This window comes from Cellulosimicrobium sp. GQ32 (genome assembly GCF_059758455.1).
In genome coordinates this window covers 452850-473788 of record NZ_JCAXEP010000003.1, presented here as the reverse complement: position 1 = coordinate 473788, position 20939 = coordinate 452850, and the positions used below count along the sequence as shown (strand labels likewise).

Annotated in this window: 13 protein-coding genes; all 13 read left to right on the top strand. The window is 74.3% G+C overall.

Going from position 1 to position 20939, the window contains the following annotated elements; translation table 11 throughout:
• Nucleotides 1–2044 (top strand): fibronectin type III domain-containing protein (locus AC6CH9_RS08240; RefSeq protein ID WP_498154426.1); only part of this gene is annotated, 2044 nt, incomplete at its 5' end.
• A 52-nt stretch (nucleotides 2045–2096) separates the two neighbouring features.
• Nucleotides 2097–3071: an AAA family ATPase gene (locus AC6CH9_RS08235; RefSeq protein WP_277511576.1), complete on the top strand. Its 975-nt coding sequence runs from the start codon at nucleotides 2097–2099 to the stop codon at nucleotides 3069–3071.
• A 109-nt stretch (nucleotides 3072–3180) separates the two neighbouring features.
• The gene (locus AC6CH9_RS08230) at nucleotides 3181–4518 is read left to right on the top strand and encodes a DUF58 domain-containing protein (protein WP_498154425.1); all 1338 of its coding nucleotides are present in this window, start codon (nucleotides 3181–3183) and stop codon (nucleotides 4516–4518) included.
• Nucleotides 4518–7019: a transglutaminase-like domain-containing protein gene (locus AC6CH9_RS08225; protein ID WP_498154424.1), complete on the top strand. Its 2502-nt coding sequence runs from the start codon at nucleotides 4518–4520 to the stop codon at nucleotides 7017–7019. Before AC6CH9_RS08230 ends, AC6CH9_RS08225 begins: the two co-directional genes overlap by 1 nt.
• The gene (locus tag AC6CH9_RS08220) at nucleotides 7016–8614 is read left to right on the top strand and encodes an RDD family protein (RefSeq protein WP_498154423.1); all 1599 of its coding nucleotides are present in this window, start codon (nucleotides 7016–7018) and stop codon (nucleotides 8612–8614) included. Before AC6CH9_RS08225 ends, AC6CH9_RS08220 begins: the two co-directional genes overlap by 4 nt.
• Nucleotides 8611–9468: a PP2C family protein-serine/threonine phosphatase gene (locus AC6CH9_RS08215; protein WP_498154422.1), complete on the top strand. Its 858-nt coding sequence runs from the start codon at nucleotides 8611–8613 to the stop codon at nucleotides 9466–9468. Before AC6CH9_RS08220 ends, AC6CH9_RS08215 begins: the two co-directional genes overlap by 4 nt.
• A complete protein-coding gene (locus AC6CH9_RS08210; protein WP_498154421.1) occupies nucleotides 9465–11123 on the top strand; it encodes an FHA domain-containing protein in 1659 nt (552 codons plus the stop codon). The genes AC6CH9_RS08215 and AC6CH9_RS08210 overlap by 4 nt, the downstream gene beginning before the upstream one ends.
• Nucleotides 11120–12928: a serine/threonine-protein kinase gene (locus AC6CH9_RS08205; protein ID WP_498154420.1), complete on the top strand. Its 1809-nt coding sequence runs from the start codon at nucleotides 11120–11122 to the stop codon at nucleotides 12926–12928. Before AC6CH9_RS08210 ends, AC6CH9_RS08205 begins: the two co-directional genes overlap by 4 nt.
• Nucleotides 12925–13629, top strand: a complete 705-nt coding sequence (locus AC6CH9_RS08200; RefSeq protein WP_498154419.1) for a hypothetical protein — start codon at nucleotides 12925–12927, stop codon at nucleotides 13627–13629. Before AC6CH9_RS08205 ends, AC6CH9_RS08200 begins: the two co-directional genes overlap by 4 nt.
• Nucleotides 13630–13753: 124 nt before the next feature.
• On the top strand, nucleotides 13754–18232 hold the full coding sequence (locus tag AC6CH9_RS08195) for a type VII secretion EssC family protein (RefSeq protein WP_498154418.1): 4479 nt from the start codon (nucleotides 13754–13756) through the stop codon (nucleotides 18230–18232).
• 135 nt (nucleotides 18233–18367) lie between these two features.
• Complete coding sequence (locus tag AC6CH9_RS08190) at nucleotides 18368–18640, top strand: WXG100 family type VII secretion target (RefSeq protein WP_021482523.1); 273 nt, start codon at nucleotides 18368–18370, stop codon at nucleotides 18638–18640.
• Nucleotides 18641–18820: 180 nt separating this feature from the next.
• Complete coding sequence (locus tag AC6CH9_RS08185) at nucleotides 18821–19294, top strand: LpqN/LpqT family lipoprotein (RefSeq protein ID WP_498154417.1); 474 nt, start codon at nucleotides 18821–18823, stop codon at nucleotides 19292–19294.
• A gap of 217 nt (nucleotides 19295–19511) precedes the next feature.
• Nucleotides 19512–20924, top strand: a complete 1413-nt coding sequence (locus tag AC6CH9_RS08180) for an FAD-dependent oxidoreductase (protein ID WP_498154416.1) — start codon at nucleotides 19512–19514, stop codon at nucleotides 20922–20924.
• The last annotated feature ends 15 nt before the right edge of the window (nucleotides 20925–20939 follow it).

Genomic DNA, 20939 nt, shown 5'->3' with positions numbered 1-20939 from the left:
CCCGGTCGAGGGCACCGCGACCCTCACCGTCGTCGCCTCCACCCGACCCCTCGCGCGCGCCAACCAGGACACCGTCGACGACGCCCACCAGGGCAAGCCGACCACCGTCCCCGTGCTCGCCAACGACTCCAACCCCTTCCCCGACACCCCGCTGAAGCTCGTCGACGCGGTCGTCGAGACCGGGCAGGGCACACCGAGCGTCGCGGGTGACCAGGTCACCGTGACACCTCGTGACGACTTCATCGGCGTCATGGTCGTGCGGTACCGGGTGCAGGACGCCACGAAGGATCCCGACCGTGAGGTCGAGGGCCGCATCCAGCTCACGGTGCTCGGCAAGCCGGACGCTCCGGCGACGCCGCAGGTCGAGGAGGTCCGCTCGAAGACGGTCGTGCTGTCCTGGGACCCGCCGAACAACAACGGCGCCGAGATCACCGGCTACACCGTGCGCTCCCAGAACGGCTACGAGAAGGCCTGCGGCACCACCACGTGCACGCTCGACGGCCTGACCAACAATGTCGAGTACACCTTCACCGTCTTCGCGACCAACGCCGTCGGCGACGGCCCCGCCTCCCCGGCCTCCGCCGTCGCGCGCCCGGACGAGAAGCCCGACCCGCCCGCTGCGCCCACCCTCGACTTCGGCGACCAGTCGCTCACCGTCACGTGGACCAACCAGGCCTACACCGACCGCTCTCCCATCCAGACGGTCGACCTCGAGATCTCGCCGGCGCCGCCGGCCGGGGCCGTCCAGAAGACCGCGCTCACCGGCACGTCCGTGACCTGGGACGGGCTGCAGAACGGCGTGGCGTACAAGGTGCGCGTCCGGGCGAACAACCTCGCCCCGGACCCGTCGGACTGGGGGGAGTACTCGGCGGCGGAGACGCCCGCGGGCAAGCCCGCGGCGCCGGGGAAGCCCTCCGCGAAGCGCACCTCCATCGGCGACACGTCGCAGATGCAGGTCTCGTGGGCGGCGCCGGACGACAACGGTGCGGCGATCACCTCCTACACCGTCGAGGCCGTGCAGGGCGGCTCTGTGGTCAGGACCGCGACCGCTGCCGGAGGCGCCACGTCGGCCACCCTCGGCGTGCCCGCCGACACCACCGGCTACACGTTCCGCGTCAAGGCGCACAACAAGGCCACCGACAAGTTCGGTGACGCGGAGTTCTCGCCGGCGTCCGACCCGGTCCGTGCGTTCGCGACCCCGGGGACGGTGTCCAACCTCAGCGCCGACGCGAACGGGACGAACGGCCAGATCCAGCTCTCGTTCGGCGCGGCGTCGGGCAACGGCGTCCGGGCGGAGGAGATCTCCTACCAGTACGAAGCGGGCAGCGGCTGGCAGGCGCTCGGCGGCAACAAGATCGTCGGGGGCCTCACGAACGGCTCGCCGTACTCGATCAAGGTGCGCGCGGTCGCGGACGTCGACGGCGCACTCGAGCCCGGGGCGGCGGCGACCGCCAACCGGGAGTCGCCGTACGGCCCGATCCCGGCGCCGGACGTGACCATGACCGGCGGCGACCAGAGCATCTCCTACCGCTGGTCCACCTCGGACAACGGCCGCGACTACAGCGTGTCGGTCCGCGGCGCGGTGCAGTCCAGCGCGAAGTCGGGCTCGGGCACGCTGAGCGTCGGCTACTCGGCGACGCGCGAGATCTGCGTCACGGTCACGCCCACGGAGGGTGCGGCGAAGGAGACCTGCCGGTCCGCGACGTCCGACAAGAAGCCCGAGCCGGTGTTCACGGTGAGCAAGGGCAGCAACCACAAGCTCCCGGACGGGAACTGGCCCGGCTACTGCTCGCACTCCTCGTGCGCCGAGCTGTACCTGACGATCAAGGACGGGCCGCCGAACACGGCGTTCCGCAGCACCTGCTACGCCGGCGGCAACCGGATCGGCTCGGGCAACTACAGCTACGACGCCCAGGGGCGCGCCCTGCGCACGGACGGGAACGGGAACTACTCCGGCGGCCAGCAGTGCGTGTGGGGTGGGCCGGGGACCGCGGTCCGGATCGACACGACCATCGGGAACACGAACTCCATGACCTGGTACTAGCGGCTCGACGACCTCCGAGAACGCCTCCAGCACAGCGAACGGAAAGCGACGAATGACCACCATGACCCCCGAGCAGGCCACCTGGTTCGCTCAGACCTTCGACCGCCTCGTCGGCAACGTGGGCCAGGCCGTCCTGGGCAAGGCGCACGTGGTGCGCCTGACCCTGACGTGCATGCTCTCCGAGGGCCACATCCTCCTCGAGGACGCGCCGGGCACCGGCAAGACGTCGCTCGCCCGCGCCCTCGCGGCGAGCGTCCAGGGCACGAACAACCGCATCCAGTTCACGCCGGACCTGCTCCCGTCGGACGTCACCGGCGTGACGATCTACGACCAGAAGACCGGGAAGTTCGAGTTCCACCAGGGCCCGATCTTCGCGTCGATCGTGCTGGCGGACGAGATCAACCGCGCGTCGCCCAAGACGCAGTCCGCGCTCCTCGAGGTCATGGAGGAGGGGCGGGTCACCGTCGACGGCGTGGGCCACGAGGTCGGTCGCCCGTTCATGGTCATCGCGACGCAGAACCCCATCGAGCAGGCCGGCACCTACCGGCTGCCCGAGGCCCAGCTCGACCGCTTCCTCATGAAGGCGTCGATCGGGTACCCGGACCACGCGTCGACCGTGGAGATCCTCTCGGGTGCCGCCGTGCGCGACCGGAGCAAGGCGCTCCAGCCGCTCATCACCACGCAGGCCGTGACGGAGATGGCCGAGCTCGCGGCGCGCGTGCACGTCGACGGTGCGGTGCTCGAGTACGTCTCCCGCCTCGCGGAGGAGACGCGCAACGCGCCCGAGGTCCGGGTCGGCGTCTCCGTCCGTGGCTCGCTCGCGCTCGTGCGCTGCGCGAAGGTCTGGGCCGCGGCCCACGGCCGCAACTACGTGCTGCCGGACGACATCAAGGAGCTCGCGCAGCCGGCCTGGGCGCACCGCCTGGTGCTCGACCCGGAGGCCGAGTTCGCCGGCGCCACGAACGAGGCCGTGCTCGGCCGCCTCCTCGCCGACGTCGCGGCGCCGCAGGAGCGACGCTCCGCCTGACCGGACGCGCGGCGCTTCCCACGCCGCCCGCCCACCCCGCCCGTCCGCGCTGCCGTGCGGACCACGACCGGCGGAACGTCCTCCCCCGTACCGATCGAGAGCACACCGCATGAACGCCTCACACGGCCCCTCGACCGGCCGCCCGAGCCCCCGCTCCGGCCGCCCGAGCGGCAGGACCGGCACGCCACCCGCGTCGTCGGCCCTCGCCGGCCTGCTCCGTCCCCTCGCGGCGCCCCTCGCCCGGGTCGCCGCGCCGATCGGTCGCGCGCTGGCGCCGGTGACGCGCGCGGTCGAGCCGGTGACGTCGGCGGTCAGCCCGTTCGGCTGGGCCGCGCTCGTCGTCACGGTCGGCGCGTGGTGGGCCGGGCTGGCCCTCTCGTGGCTCGAGCTGCTCGTGGTGGCGATCCTGCTCACGGTGTCGCTGCTCGCCGCGGTCGCGTTCGTGCTGGGCCGCTTCCGCTACGCCGTCGTGCTCGACCTCGCGCAGCAGCGCGTCACGGTCGGCGACCGCGCCGTGGGGCGGCTCGACGTGCGCAACGACTCGGGGCGGCCGCTGCTCCCGTCGGTCATGGAGCTCCCGGTGGGTCAGGGCATGGCGACGTTCCCCGTGCCGCGCCTGCGTCCCCAGGCGAGCCACGAGGAGATCTTCACGGTGCCGACGCACCGGCGCTCGGTGATCTCCGTGGGACCCGTCCGCTCGGTGCGGGCGGACCCGCTCGGCCTGCTGCGCCGCGAGGTCGTCTGGACCGAGCCCGAGGAGCTCTTCGTCCACCCGCGCGTGAAGAACCTGTCGGGCTCGTCCACCGGCTTCCTCAAGGACCTCGAGGGCCGCGTCACGACGGACATCTCCAACTCGGACGTCTCGTTCCACGCGCTGCGCGACTACGTCCCGGGGGACGACCGCCGGCACATCCACTGGAAGACGACGGCCCGCACGGGGCAGCTCATGGTCCGCCAGTTCGAGGAGACGCGCCGGTCGCACCTCGCCGTCCTCCTCTCCACGCGCGCGGAGGACTACGCGCACGACGACGAGTTCGAGCTCGCCGTGAGCGCGTGCGGGTCGCTCGGGCTCCAGGCGATCAAGGAGGACCGCGGCGTCACGGTCCTCGTCAACGACGGCAACCTGCGCGGCGACCACCGCACGCGCCTGCTCGACGACCTCGCGCGCGTCGAGACGCGCGCGCAGCGCACGTCGCTCGTCGACGTCGCCCGCGTCGCGGGCCTGACGATCAGCGACGCGTCGGTCGTGGCGTTCATCGTCGGCAGCAAGGTGACGCCCACCGAGCTGCGGGCGGCGTCCGCCCGGCTTCCCCAGGACGTCCGCGTCATGGCGATCCAGTGCGTCCCCGGGGCCTCGCTCAGCCGGCACGCGATCGCGGAGCTCGTCGTCCTCACCATCGGCGAGCTCGGCGAGCTCCCCCTCGCCCTGCGGAGGCTGAACGACTGATGAGCGCGCCCAGCACCACGACGCGCGGCTCGCGCCGCGCCACCCCGGTCGGCACGCCGGCCCCGTCCTCCGGCACCTCCCAGCGCAACACGACCCGGCTGCGCGGCGCCGACGCTCCGCGGGCGCTCACGGCCCTCGGCGCCGTCGACGCGCTCGCGCTGGTCCTCGTCCTCGGCGCGGTCGCGGTCGGGTTCGGGCCCGTGTGGGGGTCGACCGGATACCTCGTCCCGGCCGCCGGCGGTGCCGTCGTCGGGCTCCTGGTCGCCTGGCTCGGGGCCTGGCGCCGGTGGTCGGCCGCCGCGGTCCTCGTGGTCGCGGTCGTCGCCTACCTGCTCCTCGGCGGCGCGCTCGCGCTCCCGGCCGACGCGATCGGCGGGGTCGTCCCGTCGCTCCAGACGATCACCGACCTGCTCCGTGGCGCCGTCACGGGCTGGAAGGAGTTCGTCACCACGGTCCCGCCCCTGCACTCCTTCCCGGAGCTCGCGGTCGTCCCGTACCTCCTCATGCTCGCCACCGCGCTCCTCGCAGGGACGATCGCGTGGCGTGCGCGCCGCGCCGAGTGGGCCCTCGTGCCCGTCGTGGTCGCGTTCGTCGGGGTCATCCTGCTCGGGACCGTCATCGCGGCGTTCCCGGTGGCGCAGGGTCTCGTCGTCGGCGGCGTGGGCCTGCTGTGGGCCGGTTGGCGGGTCACCGCCTCCCGGCTCGGCGCGCACCAGATCACGACCGAGGCGAGCAAGGCCGCGACGCGGCGGCTCTGGTGGCACCGCGTGCGCACGGGCGCCGCGATGCTCGTCGTCGGCGGGGTCGCGGCGGCGTTCGCCGCGCCCGTGCTGCTCCCGGACGAGCCGCGCACGGTGCTGCGCGAGACGGTCGTGCCGCCGCTCGACCTGCACGAGTACGTGAGCCCGCTCACGGCGTTCCGCAAGTACGCCAAGGACATGCGTGAGGACGAGCTGTTCACCGTGCGGGGGCTCCCGGCGGGCGCCAAGGTGCGCCTCGCCGGTCTCGACACCTACAACGGCGTCGTCTACGACGTCTCCAGCGGGCTGCCCGGCTCGGGCGTCTACACCCGCGCGGGCGAGGAGATCGCCACGGTCGCGTCCGGGACGCCGACGCGCGTCGACGTCCAGGTCGGCGACTACACCGGCGTGTGGGTGCCCGACGTCGGCACGCTCGAGGGCATCACCTACGCGGGCGACCGCGCGCGCGAGCTCGGCGAGACGACGTACTACAACTCGACGACGGGCACCGCGCTGACGACCGCCGGGCTGCGCCCCGGCGACTCGTACACGCTCGACACGCTCGTCACGGTCGAGCCCACCGAGGACGACCTCCGGGCGGGCGCGATCGACCAGTCGATCGAGGTCCCCACCCCGCCGAAGGACGCGCTGCCCGCGTCGCTCGCGGGCAAGGCCGCGCAGTTCATGGGGGAGGAGACCGAGCCCGTCGACCAGCTCTTCGCGCTCCGCGACGGCCTCGTGGCGAGCGGTGTGTTCTCCAGCGGTCTCGACACCCAGCCGCCCTCGCGGCCGGGCCACTCGGCGGAGCGCATCGACACCCTCCTCGCGGACGAGGAGATGGTGGGCGACGACGAGCAGTTCGCCGTCGCGCTCGCGCTCATGGCGAACCAGGCCGGCATCCCGGCGCGCGTCGTCATGGGCTTCTACCCCGACCTGGAGAAGAACCCGCTCGAGCCGGGCGAGCCGTTCACGGCGACCGGGACCGACGTGCACGCCTGGGCGGAGGTGCCGTTCGTCGGCTACGGGTGGGTGCCGGTCACGGCGATCCCCGACGAGGACAACAAGATCCAGCCGGAGCCCAAGAGCCTCCAGGTGCCCAAGCCCCCGATCCTCGAGGACCCGGAGCCGCCGGAGGAGCCTGCCGAGGCCGAGGCGGGGAAGGTCGACGACGAGGAGAAGGAGAAGGCCGAGAGCGACGGCTTCGACTGGGGCCAGGCCGCCCTCGTCGCGGTCGCCGTGGTCGTGCCCCTGGCGCTCCTCGCCCTGCCCGTGATCCTCGTGCTCGCCTACAAGGCGCGCCGTCGGGCCCGACGCCGCGCGGCGGCGCGTCCGGTGGACCGGGTGAGCGGCGGCTGGCGCGAGGTCCTCGACACCGCGACGGACCTCGGGACGCCCGTTCCCCCGGGCTCCACGCGCCGCGAGGGCGCCGGCCTCCTCACCCAGGCCTACGGCGCGACCGCGACGATCCCGCTCGCGCACCGGGCCGACGCGACCGTCTTCGGCGAGGGCGAGCCGACGGAGCAGGAGATCGACGCCTTCTGGGCGGACGTGGACACGGTCGTCGGGGGGCTACGCTCCTCCGTGAACCGCCGCGCCCGCGTCCGTGCCGCACTCTCGTTGCGGTCCGTGCGCTCGGCCTCCGGTTCCTCGGGTCTGCGTCGGTGGCTGCCCGGCCGCCGCGCCGGCACGAAGGGTGGCGCCGTGCCCCCGGCGGCAGGGTCGTCGTCGGAGCCGACGAGACGACAGGGAGACGAGTCATGAGCGACGTGACGTGCGCCGCCTGCGGGTCCGCGCAGTCCTCGGGGTCCGCGTTCTGCGCGGTGTGCGGACAGCCGTTCCCCCGGACGGGGCGCCCGGTCGCCGAGCCCGCCGCTGGCCCGGTCGGGAGCGTCCAGGCCGTCGCCGCGCGCGCGGGGTCGGACCTCCCGTACGCGGTGGCCCCGCACTCGGCGCCCGACACCACGACGGAGCCCGAGGTGTACGCCGCGACGCAGAAGGCGTTCGGCCAGCCCGCACCCGCGCCGTCGTCGTCGCTGGCCTCCGCCCCGTTCGCCGGGCGAGGCCGACGCTTCCTCGCCTACGTGGTCGACGTCGCCGTCCCGGGCCTCGTCGCGCTGGTGGTCGTCGTCGCGGGTCTCGCGATCGTCGGAGCGCCGCTCGGCAGCGTCCAGGTCGTGACGCAGGACGAGGCCGCCGCGCTGATCGGCAAGATGCTCGTCGTCTACGTGGTCGCCGGCGTCCTGGCCCTCGCATGGTGGGTCGGTGTGTGGTTCTGGGAGGGCTCGACGGGCAAGACGCTCGGCAACCTCCTCACGGGCATCCGCACGGTCGACGCGGGGACGCGCCAGCCGATCGGCTTCGGCCGGGCCGCGCTGCGCTGGATCATCGTCGGCGTCGTGCCGGCCGGCGGGATCCTCGTGGTCCTGCTCAGCCCGGGCTTCGACTCCTCGGGCCGGTCGCAGGGTTGGCACGACAAGGCCGGCCGCTCCCTCGTCCTCGACGTGCGCGGCGTCGCTCCCGCGTCCTCGTCGGTCGCGGGCTACGAGGGGGTCGCCTCGCTCGTGAGCGGTGCGTCCTCGAGCCCCGGGCACGGCACGGCCGGGGGGTACGCACCGGCGCCTCAGCCCGGGTACGCACCCGCACCGGCCCAGGCCGGCTACGCGCCCTACCCACCCGCACCGCTCGGCGGCCAGGGCGCCGCGACGCCCGCCCCGGGCGCGTTCGCCCCGCCGGCGCCGGCGGCTGCCGCCCCCGTCCCGGACCCCTGGGCGTTCCCGTCGTCCGCCGCACCCGTGGGCGACGGCCTGATCACCGGCGTCCCCGGCGTCGGGGGAGGCCCCGCGCCCGTCGGTGCCGCCGCGCCGTCGGCCCCCGCCGCGCCCGTGCAGCCCACGCCCGCGCCCGCCGCGAGGCCCACCGCCACCGCACCCGCAGCCGCCTCCACGCCCGAGCCCGCTGAGGCGGAGTGGGACAGCACGCGCATGACGGCGCGGGACGTCCGCGCCATGGAGCCCGCGCCCGACGTGTCGGTCGTCATCGAGCTCGAGTCGGGCGAGCGCCGCGCCGTCGACCGTCCGACGCTGCTCGGTCGCAACCCGCAGGCGCCCGACGACGGGCCGTGGAACCTCGTCGCGGTGGACGACCCCACGCGGTCCGTGTCCAAGACCCACGCCGAGCTCCGGGTGGACCCGAGCGGCCTGTGGCTCACGGACCGTGGCTCCACCAACGGCACCGTCGTCTCGGTGCCGGGCGCCCCGCCACGCGTCGCCGAGCCCGGGACCCGCGTGCGTGTCCCCGTCGGCGCGACGATCCACGTCGGCGACCGCCGCATCGTCGTCCACCCCGGTGCCGCATGACGACCGAGCTGCCGGCCGAGGTCCACCTGGCCTGGGGCGCGGCCTCGCACCGCGGCGCGCGCCGGCTCCTCAACGAGGACCGGTTCCTCGTCTCGCGCTCCGTCTTCTTCGTCGCCGACGGCATGGGCGGCCACGAGGCGGGCGAGGTCGCGAGCGCGACGGCCGTCGAGGCGCTCCGGCCCCTCGCCGACCTCGACGTCGTCACCCCGGACGAGGTCCGCGACCGGATCGCGGTCGCGCAGCAGAACGTGCAGGCCATCGTCACCGAGCCCGGCCGGGGGGCGGGCACCACCGTCACCGGCGTGGTGGTCTCGGAGCAGGACGGGAACCCGTACTGGCTCGTCGTCAACGTGGGTGACTCGCGGACCTACCACCTCGCCGGCGGGCAGCTCGAGCAGGTGAGCGTCGACCACTCGGAGGTCCAGGAGATGGTCGACGCCGGGCTGCTGACGCCCGCAGAGGCGCTCACCCACCCGCGGCGGCACGTCGTGACGCGCGCGCTCGGCTCGCGCAACGCCCCGCAGGTGGACTTCTGGTACCTGCCGATCGAGCGGCACGACCGCGTCCTCGTCTGCTCGGACGGGCTGACGGGCGAGCTCACGGACGAGCGGATCACGGAGGTCCTGCTGTCCACGCCCGACCCGCAGGCCGCCGCCGAGCGCCTGGTCCACGAGGCCATCGCGGCCGGCGGCCGGGATAACATCACAGTCGTCGTCGTCGACGCGACGGGCGTGTCCGACGACACGAGCGGCGGGAGCACGACGCCGCGCGACCACGCCGCGGCACCGGGTCCGGTCGTCGACGAGGACACGCTGCCCAGGGATGTTCGTCTTCAGATCGGGGGTCTGACGTGACGCTGCGCTACGTCACGGGAACCGCACGCGCCGTCGTGCGAGGCGGCACGGTCGTCGTGCTGCCGGGTCCGGTGGATGCCTCGCTCGTCGAGCAGGTCTGGGACCAGCTCGGCACCGACGCGGGGGTCGTCGAGGTCCTCCAGGTCCTCACCGGCGCCTTCGGCTCGAGCCTGCGGACGGTGCCGCCGTTCGTGGTGGCGGTCGTGGCGGACCGTCGCGTCCACGTCGCCGCGCGCGGCCGGGTCACGGTGACCCTCGAGCTCGGCGGCGGTGACCGCGTGCGGGTCGAGGGCGAGGGCGTCACGACCTGGTCCGAGCGTGTCCTGGACGACGTCGTCGAGCTCCTCGTCCGCGCCGACACCGGCGCCGTCGGCGGCTTCGACGAGGCGCCGGCCGGCGAGCCCCTGCTCGGGGACGCGGCCACGCTGCCGCTCGTCTCCGGCGTGGTCCTCGCGGGCGCCGTCGCGTGGCCCCTCGCCGAGCGCCCCGCCCGGCCCGCCGTCGCGGACCCCCTGGACGAGGCGCCCGCCGTCGACCTCGCGCGCAAGGACCGACCCTCCTGGGGGAAGACGGCCGAGCCGGTGGCCGAGGAGGCCGTGCCCGCCGTGGTGACCGCGGCGCCGCTCGGCGCGACGCTCCGCCTGCCCGAGGAGACCATCGCGCCCGAGCCGGAGTCCGACCCCCCGGTCCCGCCCGTGCTCGGGGACGAGCCCGCGGCGGCGACGGAGGCCCCCGAGCCGGCCGCGTCGCCGGAGGAGGAGGCCGACGACGACTACGCCCACCTGTGGGGGTCGACCATCCTGCGGACGGTCGAGGACGCGGCCGTGCGCACGGAGGACGACGAGGAGCACGACGAGCCCGCACCGGCGAGCCCCGTGATGCCGCCCGTCCCCCCGGCCCCCGGCGCGGAGGAGCCGCCCCTGCCGCCGCCCGCACCGTCCAGCGACGGGCTCATCGCGGGCGTCCCGCGGGAGTGGACGGGTGCGACGCCCGCCGCGGCGCACCGCGCCGCGACCGTCGTCGACCCCGACGGCGAGCCGACCGAGGCCGAGGGCGAGCCCGCCCCCGGTCTCGACCACGACGGCCACACGGTGCACTCGTCCGCCATCGCGGACCTGCGCGCGGCCGCTCAGGACGCCGGTGCCGCCGCCCCGGTGCCGCCGCCGCCGTCGTTCAGCGCTCCGCCCGGGCCCGGCCAGCAGCAGATCCTCGCGCGTACCTGCGCCCAGGGGCACGCGAACCCGCCGTCGCGGGACGCGTGCGCGCTCTGCGGCGGGCCCCTCGAGGGCGACGCCGAGCTCGCGATCCGTCCGCCGCTCGGGCGGGTCCTCGTCTCGACGGGGCAGACGGTCGAGCTCGACCGTCCCGTCGTCGTGGGCCGGCGCCCGCGCACGCCCCGGTCGCAGGCGGCCGACCTGCCCCGTCTGGTGACGGTGCCCAGCCCGCAGCAGGACATCTCGCGCTCGCACCTCGAGATCACGCTCGAGGGGTGGCACGTCCTCGTGAGCGACATGGCGACGACCAACGGGACCACGCTCCTGCGCGCCGGCCAGCCGCCGCGGCGCCTGCACCCGTCGGAGCCGGTCCTGGTCGTCGACGGCGACGTGGCCGACCTCGGTGACGGCGTGACCCTCGTCTTCGAGGGGATCCGGTGAGCACCAAGCGCGCGCCGTCCCCGCCGCCGGAGATCACGGGCTTCGAGTACGTCTCGCTGGTCGGCTCGGGCGGGTTCTCCGACGTCTTCCTCTACCAGCAGCAGCGCCCCCGCCGACGGGTCGCCGTCAAGGTCCTGCTGCACGAGTGGTCGAGCCACTCGCAGCGGGCGGCGTTCGACGCCGAGGCCGACCTCATGGCGACGCTCTCGACGCACCCGTCGATCGTCACGATGTACGAGGCGGACATCGCCGACGACGGGCGCCCGTACCTCGCCATGGAGTACTGCTCTCGGCCCAACCTGGGCGCGCGGTACCGCACCGAGCGGCTCTCGGTCGCCGAGGCGCTGCGCACCGCGGTCCAGATCGCCGGTGCCGTCGAGACGGCGCACCGCGCGGGCATCCTGCACCGCGACATCAAGCCGGCGAACATCCTCGTCACCGAGTACGGCCACCCGGCGCTCACGGACTTCGGCATCTCCTCGACGGTCGACGATGCGGCGCGCGCCGAGGGCATGTCGATCCCGTGGTCCCCGCCCGAGTCGTTCGCCGAGCCGCCGCGCAGCGGCATCGCGACGGACGTGTGGGCCCTCGCCGCGACGACGTACACGCTGCTCGCGGGCCGGACGCCGTTCGAGGTGCCCGGCGGCTCGAACTCGAGCGCCAACCTCATCTCGCGCATCGAGACCTCGCCGCTGCCCCCGACGGGCCGCACGGACGTGCCGGCCTCGCTCGAGCGCGTGCTCGCGACGGCGATGGCGAAGAACCCCGGGTCGCGCTACCCGACGGTCCTCGCGTTCGCGCGCGCCCTCCAGCAGGTGCAGAACGAGCTGTCGTACGCGGTCACCCCGATCGACCTGCTCGACGACTCGGGCCACGTGCAGGAGGAGGAGCCGGACGACGACGCCGGGACCCGCCTGCGCCAGGTCGTGTCGATCGACCCCTCGGGCCCGGGCGGGACGTCGTCGGGGCCCGTCGCCCCGAGCCGGCCGACCCAGCCCACGACGCCGCTGCGCCCGGGTCAGCCGGGCGCCCCGTGGCCCGGTCAGACCGTCGCGCCCGGACCGGCCGCCCCGCCGCAGCAGCCCGGACCGCGCGCCCCGCAGCAGCCCTACGCGCCCGCGGCCTGGAGCCAGGGCGCGCCGGCGCACACCGCGGGCACCACGCCGACGTCCGCCGTCGGCCCGGGCGGGCACGCGCCCGTCGCGGAGCTCACGGACCCGTCGCGGATGTACCCCGGCGCCCGGCGCCCGGGCGCCTGGGGCCAGCCCCCGGTGGAGGACACGGTCCACCGGCCCGCCGGGCCGGAGGACGGCGGAGCGGCGGCCGCACCGACGGAGGAGCGATCCGGTCGCGGTGCGCTCTGGGCGACGCTCGCCGGCGTCGTCGGGGTCGCGGTCGCTGTCGGCGGGTTCTTCCTGCTGCGCCCGGACGCCACCGTGGACGACACGGACCCCGGCGGGGGTGGCGAGGAGACGGCCGCCACGGACGACGACTTCGTGCCGTCGGACAACCTGGGCGACCTCGTGCCGCCCGTGAACGACCTGGTCGGCACGTACGACCCGGCGCGCGAGGTCGCGACGTTCACCTGGGCGTACGACTCGGACAAGGCGCAGGAGGGCGACATGTTCGCCTGGAAGAAGCTCGACCCGATCGAGGACTCGCCGTACAAGGACGCGTTCGACGAGACGACCGTCGAGCTGCGGGCCAAGCCGGGCGAGCAGGTCTGCATCGAGGTCATCGTGGACCGGGACGGCAAGTTCTCCGCGGCGCCCCAGAAGGCCTGCGTGACGGGGGAGGCGGCGTGAGCGAGCTCGCGGTCGAGTTCTGCGGGGAGTGGTTCCGCCCGTCCGTGGACGGCGACCCGTTCGACATCGGACGGGACGGCGACCTCGCGATCGAGGACAACCCGTACCTGCACCGCCGCTTCCTGCGCATCTCGCACGAGGGCGGCATCTGGTGGCTCGCCAACGTCGGGTCGCTCATCTCCGCGACGGTGTGCGACTCGGGCGGCGGGGTGCAGTCCTGGCTCTCGCCGGGCAACCGCCTTCCGATCGTGTTCCCGACGACGTCGATCGTCTTCACCGCCGGGCCGACGACCTACGAGCTCACCGCGCAGCTCCATGGCGCGCCGTACCAGGAGATCCGCTCCGAGGACGCGGAGTCCGGAGGCGCGACGACCATCGGCATGATCACCTTCACCACGAGCCAGAAGCAGCTCATCGTGGCGCTGGCGGAGCCGATGCTGCGCCGCGACGGCACGGGACTGTCGGAGATCCCGTCGTCGGCCGCGGCCGCGGCCCGGCTGGGCTGGGCGACGACGCGCTTCAACCGCAAGCTCGACAACGTGTGCGACAAGCTCGACCGGATCGGGGTCAAGGGCCTGCGCGGCGGGCCCGGCGCGCTCGCGACGAACCGTCGTGCGCGTCTCGTCGAGTACGCCGTCGCGTCGCGCCTCGTGACCTCGGCCGACCTGCCCCTGCTCGACCTCACCGACGACGGCGGCTGACGGCGTCGGCCGCGACGGGCGCGCTCGACGCGTGCCCCGACCGGTCGTGCCCTCGGCACCGCCGTCGGCCCGTCGGAGCCCCCGGCCTGCCCGTCCCTCTCCCCGGACCTGAACAGGAACCTTCGTGCGAATCAAGCTCACGCTGCACCGCCCGGACGCCAGCACGACCAACGTCGCCGTCACGGCCGACGCGACGGCCACCGTGCGCGACGTCGCCGAGGCGCTGTTCGCGGGCGACCCCACCCGGTCCGGCACGGCGGTCCCGGACCGGCTCACGCTCCAGGTCGGCACCGCGCCGTCGGGGTCGGGGCAGGGGCGCGTGCTGTCGCCGACGAGCGACCTCACGGAGGCGGGGCTGCGCTCCGGGTCGACGGTGTCGATCGTGCGCGTCTCCGAGCAGTTCGACGCCCCCGGGCAGGACCGCGGCGCGGCCGTCGCCGTCCTGCGCGTGCTCGAGGGGCCGGACGCGGGCCGCGAGTTCCCGCTGCCCGTCGGGACGAGCTACCTCGGCCGCGACCGCAACATGGACATCCGGCTGAGCGACCCGCAGATCTCCAAGCGGCACGCCCGCCTCACGGTCGGCGAGACGATCGAGATCACGGACACGAACTCGGCGAACGGCCTCGTCATGGGCGGCCAGCGCATGATGCGCTCGACGCTCACGTCGTCGGACACGGTGACGATCGGCAGCACGGTCGTGTCGGTCGTCGCGCTGCACCGCACGACGAGCCTCGCGCCGACGAGCCCGGTCGTGGAGTTCAACCGCTCCCCGCGCGTCGTCGCCCGCTTCCCCGAGCGCAAGCTCAAGGCGCCCAAGCCGCCGCAGCCCCCGGAGCCGCAGCGCTTCCCCTACCTGGCGATGGTCGCGCCGCTGCTCATGGGCGCGATCCTGTACTCGGTCACGCAGAACATCCTGTCGATCGTGTTCGTCGGGCTGAGCCCGATCCTCATGCTCGGCAACTACCTCGACCAGAAGGTCCAGGCCAAGCGCAAGCTCAAGGCGCAGCGCGAGCAGTTCGAGGCGGGGGTCGTCGCGATGCGCGAGACGATCGACCGCACGCACGCCGTCGAGCGCGCGGTGCGCCTCTCGGAGGCTCCGTCCGTGGGCGACACGGTCGACGCGGTCCGGCGGCTCGGCGGGCTGATGTGGACGCACCGCCCGGAGCACGACGCGTTCCTGACGGTGCGGATCGGGCTCGGCGCCGCGCCGTCGCGCACCCAGCTCGACCAGCCGAGCGAGAACAACACGCTGCCGGAGTACTGGAACGAGCTGGAGAAGCTGCACGCCCAGTGCACGACGATCTCCGGCGTCCCGGTCGTCGCGCGCCTGCGCACGGACGGAGCGCTCGGCGTCGCCGGGGCGGGGGCCGCGGTCGACGCCGTCGCGCGCGGGATCCTCGTCCAGCTCGCGGGCCTGCACTCGCCGTCGGAGCTCGTGCTCGCGGCCGTGACGTCGCAGCGCTCGCGCGCCGACTGGGAGTGGCTCGAGTGGCTGCCGCACACCGGCTCGCCCCACAGCCCGCTGGGCGGCGACCACCTGGCCGACAACCCCGGCGCCGCGCAGGCCCTGCTGTCGCAGCTCGAGGACCTCGTCGAGGCGCGCGGGGCCGACCTCGACACGCACGCCGAGCTGCGCGGGCCGATCGACCCCGAGGAGGGCGAGGACACGCCCAAGCCGGTGCTGCCGACGGTCGTCGTGCTCGTCGAGGACGACGCACCCGTGGACCGCTCGCGCCTCACGCGCCTCGTGGAGCGCGGCGCGGACGCGGGCGTGCACGTCGTGTGGGTCGCACCGTCGGTCGAGCAGCTCCCGGCCGCGTGCCGCACGTTCGTCCTCGTGGACACGGTCGACGCCGCGGGCGCCCCCGGAGCCACCGCGGGCGCCACGAGCGGCGAGGTCCGGGTGGGCCGGCTGTCGTTCCCGGTGGCCTGCGAGACGGTGGACCTCACGACCGCCCACGAGGTGGCGCGCATCCTGGCCCCCGTCGTCGACGTCGGCGCGCCCGTCGACGACGACTCCGACCTCCCGCGCTCGGTCTCCTACCTCACCCTCGCCGGGACCGCGCTGGCCGAGGACCCGTCCCGCCTCATCGACGCGTGGCGCGAGAACGGCTCCCTGACGCCGCGCGACGGCTCGCCGCCCGTGCGGCGCAAGGCGCCGACGAACCTGCGCGGGCTGGTCGGGCACTCGGGCACCGAGCCGCTCTACCTGGACCTGCGCACGCAGGGCCCGCACGCGCTCGTGGGCGGGACGACGGGCGCGGGCAAGTCCGAGTTCCTCCAGTCCTGGGTGCTCGGCATGGCCGCGGCGCACAGCCCGGACCGCGTGACGTTCCTCTTCGTCGACTACAAGGGCGGCGCCGCGTTCGCGGACTGCGTGAACCTGCCGCACACGGTGGGGCTCGTCACGGACCTCTCGCCCCACCTCGTGCGCCGCGCGCTCACGTCGCTGCGCGCCGAGCTGCGCTACCGCGAGCACCTGCTCAACCGGAAGAAGGCCAAGGACCTCGCGTCCCTCGAGCGCACGGGAGACCCGGACGCGCCGCCGAGCCTGCTCATCGTGGTCGACGAGTTCGCGGCGCTGGTCAACGAGGTCCCCGAGTTCGTGGACGGCGTCGTGGACGTCGCGCAGCGCGGCCGCTCGCTCGGTCTGCACCTCATCCTCGCGACCCAGCGTCCCGCGGGCGTCATCAAGGACAACCTGCGCGCCAACACGAACCTGCGCGTCGCGCTGCGCATGGCGGACGAGGACGACTCGACCGACATCCTCGGCATCCCGATGGCCGCGCACTTCGACCCCTCGATCCCGGGTCGCGGTGCGGTGAAGACCGGTCCCGGTCGTATCACGCCGTTCCAGACCGGCTACGCCGGCGGCTGGACGACGGCGCAGCCCGAGCGGTCGCGCATCGACATCCAGGAGATGGCGTTCGGCTCCGACATCCGCTGGGAGCTGCCGGAGCCCGAGGTCGAGGAGGTCACCGACCCGGGCCCCAACGACATCGCGCGCGTGGTCGCGACGATCTCGCGGGCCGCGACGGAGGCCGCGGTCCCGGTGCCGCGCAAGCCGTGGCTGGCCGAGCTCGCCCCGACCTACGACCTCGCCCGCCTGCCCAACCCCCGCACCGACACGATGCTGCTGCTCGGCGTGGAGGACGACCCGACGACCCAGGCGCAGCCCACCGTCTTCTACGAGCCCGACCGCGACGGCAACATGGCGATCTACGGCACGGGTGGTTCGGGCAAGAGCGCGACCCTGCGCACGATCGCCGTCTCCGCGGCGATCACGGCGCGCGGCGGCCCCGTCCAGGTCTACGCGATCGACGCCGGTGCGAGCGGCCTGCGCATGCTCGAGGACCTGCCGCACGTCGGCGCCGTCATCTCGGGCGACGACGAGGAGCGCGTCCAGCGCGTGCTGCGCACGCTGCGCGACCTCGTCGACGAGCGCTCGGCCCGCTACGCGGCGGTCCGGGCCGGCAGCCTCGACGAGTACCGGCGCCTCGCGAACGCGCCCGCCGAGCCGCGCATCCTGCTGCTGGTCGACGGCATCGGCGCGTTCCGCGAGTCCTACGAGTTCCGGCCTGCGCACGCGTTCCCCGTGTGGGGCGCGTTCACCGCGATCGCGACGGACGGGCGCCAGGTCGGCGTGCACGTCGTCGTCGCGGGCGACCGCGCGGCGTCGGTCCCGACGTCGCTCGGCTCGACGATCCAGAAGCGGCTCGTGCTGCGCCTCGCGAGCGAGGACGACTACCTGACGCTCGGCGTCCCCAAGGACGTCCTCTCGCTCACGTCCCCGCCGGGACGCGGCGTGCTCGACGAGAACGAGGTCCAGATCGCCGTCCTGGGCGGCGACCCGAACGTCGCGCTCCAGGCGCGCGAGCTGGGCAAGCTGCGCGACGCGATGACGCGCCTCGGCATCCAGCAGGCGCCGGGCGTCGAGCGGCTCCCGGACAGCTTCGCGCTGGACTCGCTGCCCGAGGTGACGGGCGGCCGGCCGACCATCGGCCTCGACGACCTGGACATCGCCCCGGTCGCGCTGCCGGCCCGGGGGACGTTCATGCTCTCGGGCCCGCCCGGGGGCGGTCGCACGACGGCGCTCGTCACCATCGCCCAGGCCGTGCGCCGGGCGCGCGCGGGCCGGGTCGTGTACCTCTCGCCGCGCCGCACGAGCATCTCGGCGCTCGACGCCTGGGACACGGCGGCGACGTCGCCCGAGGAGGTCGTGACGCTCCTCGAGTCGCTCACGCAGGCGCTCGACGGGGGCTCGCTGCGCCCGGGAACGCTCACTGTGCTCGTCGAGTCGGTGACGGAGTTCACGGGGACGCCGGCGGAGCAGCCGCTCGTCGCGTTCGTCCGGGCCGCCACGCGTGCCGAGCAGCTCGTCGTGGGCGAGGCCGAGTCGTCGACCTGGGGGCAGGCGTGGGCGATCGCGCAGCCGTTCAAGGCCGGTCGCAGCGGTCTGCTCCTCACCCCCGGCGACCTCGACGGCGACACCTTGCTCGGGACCGGTCTCGGCCGGATCCGGCGCGCGGACTTCCCGCCGGGACGCGGCTTCCTCGTGGTCTCCGGGAGGGCGCGCAAGCTGCACGTCGCGCTGCCGCGGTAGCGACGTGACGCCCGCGGGGACCTCATGGGGACACCTCCCCATCGACGGGGCACGCGGGCCGATGGTTGAGTGAGGCCATCGACAACGGGACGACGTCCACGCAGGGTGGGGGTCGAGACACAGAAGGAGAACACCATGGCTGGTGGCATGTGGGGCGCGAACGTCGAGGAGCTGCGTGGGCTCGGTCAGACGCTGCAGCAGAAGGCGGACGAGATCCGCACGACCATGCAGAACCTGAACTCGCAGATCCAGAGCGTGCCGTGGGAGGGCCCCGACGCCCAGCAGTTCAAGGGCAGCGACTGGCCGGCCGCGCAGACGCAGCTCAACAACGTCGCGCAGACGCTGACGGACGCGGGCCAGAAGGCCACGCAGAACGCGCAGCAGCAGGAGCAGGCTTCGAACAGCTGATCCGCTGAGCTCCACCGAGGGCGCGGGACCCGGGACGGGTCCCGCGCCCTCGGCGTGCCCGGGGTCGGGCGTGGCCCGCCGACGGGCCGGCCGGGCGGTCGGGGCTCCGCCGGTCTGCGAGACTGCTGGCGCGCCCCGCGCCGCCGGAGCGCGACGAGAACGACCGAGAGGACCTGACGCATGGCCGAGCTGCGCTACCCGAGCGACGACTTCCCCGCGCCCGTGGGGGTGCGGCTCGACGCGCCCGACCGCTGGGTCCCGCTGCCCCACGTCGCACTGCCGCTCGCGGTCGGGCGCGAGGTGGAGGAGGGGGAGTTCAACCCGAACGTCATCGTCGTGGTCTCGCGCATCCGCGCCGAGCAGACGTTGGACGACGCGCACGCCGAGGTGCTGCGCAAGCTCAAGCCGCTGCCGCGGCTGCGCCAGCTCGACGGCGGTGACGTGGACGTGGACGGTCTGCCGGGGCGGTGGGTCGAGGCGTCCTTCAAGGGCGGCGGGGGAGCGGTGCTGGTGCAGTCGGTGCGGACGGTCGTCGTCCCGCGCGGGCCGGTGGCCGACCTCGTCCAGACGACGGGGACGTGCACGCTCGTCCAGCACCCGTGGGCCGCCGCGGAGATCCGCGCGGTGCAGGAGAGCCTCCGCGTCGACCGTTGACCCACGGCGTTACATTCGCCCGGATCACAAGACGAGGTATCCACCAGGCGAGACCGGTGAGACCCTGGTCATGGAGGAGAGGGCCCGAGTGAGGCAACCCTCACCCCAGTCGTACAATCGAGAGGTCTCCTGCGGCCGGTACCCACCGGTCGACGCGGAACGGCCCGTCGGCCGCGCGGGAGAGACCCCCGTCCTCGACCGGAAGGCGCCCTGTCCTGTGAGCAGCATCCGTCCACTGCGCGTCGCGATCGTCGGCGCTGGTCCCGCCGGGATCTACGCCGCGGACATCCTGTCCAAGACCGACCTCGACGTGAGCATCGACCTGTTCGAGCGCCTGCCCGCGCCGTTCGGCCTCGTGCGCTACGGCGTCGCGCCGGACCACCCGCGCATCAAGCAGATCATCGTGGCGCTCCACAAGGTGCTGAGCCGTGGTGACATCCGCCTCCTCGCGAACGTGGACTACGGCGTCGACCTCAAGCTGGACGACCTGCGCCAGTACTACGACGCCGTGATCTTCTCGACCGGTTCGATCCGCGACGCGGCCCTGCCGATCGAGGGCATCGACCTGCCGGGCTCGTACGGCGCGGCCGACTTCGTGTCCTGGTACGACGGCCACCCCGACGTCCCCCGCACGTGGCCGCTCGAGGCGCAGCAGGTCGCGGTCCTCGGCGCGGGCAACGTCGCGCTCGACGTGGCGCGCGTGCTCGCCAAGCACGCGGACGACCTGCTGCCGACCGAGGTCCCGCAGAACGTCTACGAGATCCTCAAGTCGTCGCCCGTCACCGACGTGCACGTCTTCGCCCGCCGCGGGCCCGCGCAGGCCAAGTTCTCGCCGCTCGAGCTGCGCGAGCTCGGACACGTCCCCGACGTCGACGTCATCGTCTACCCGGAGGACTTCGAGTTCGACGAGGGCTCGATGGCGGCCATCAGCTCCTCGAACCAGACCAAGCAGGTCGTCAAGACGCTCACGGACTGGACGCTCAAGGACCCCAGCGAGAACACGGCGTCGCGTCGTCTGCACCTCCACTTCCTGCACGCCCCGGCTGCGGTCCTCGGCGACGGCAAGGTCGAGGCGCTGCGGACCGAGCGCACGCAGCTCAACGGCGACGGCACCGTCTCCGGCACGGGCGAGTTCCACGAGTGGCCCGTCCAGGCCGTGTACCGCGCGGTCGGCTACTTCGGGTCGCCGCTGCCCGAGATCCCGTTCGACGAGCTCAAGGGCGTCATCCCGAACCGCGAGGGCCGGGTCATCGACATCGACGGCGAGCACATCCCCGGCGTGTACGCGACCGGCTGGATCAAGCGCGGCCCGGTCGGCCTCATCGGGCACACCAAGTCGGACGCCTCGGAGACGATCCGCCACCTCGTCGAGGACGTCACGGGGGCCGGTGACGGCGGCGACGTCGCGGCGGCCGACCTGGCCGCAGGGCGCGTCGCGCCGCTCGGCGACCCCGAGGCCGTCGTGGACTTCCTCCGCGAGCGTGGGGTCGACCACATCGAGTGGTCCGGGTGGGAGCTGCTCGACGCGTACGAGCGCTCGCTCGGCGAGCCGCACGGCCGCGAGCGCATCAAGGTCGTGCCGCGCGAGGACATGATCCGCGTGGCGCGCGGCGAGTCGCAGGTCGGCTGACCCGGCGGCTGCGCT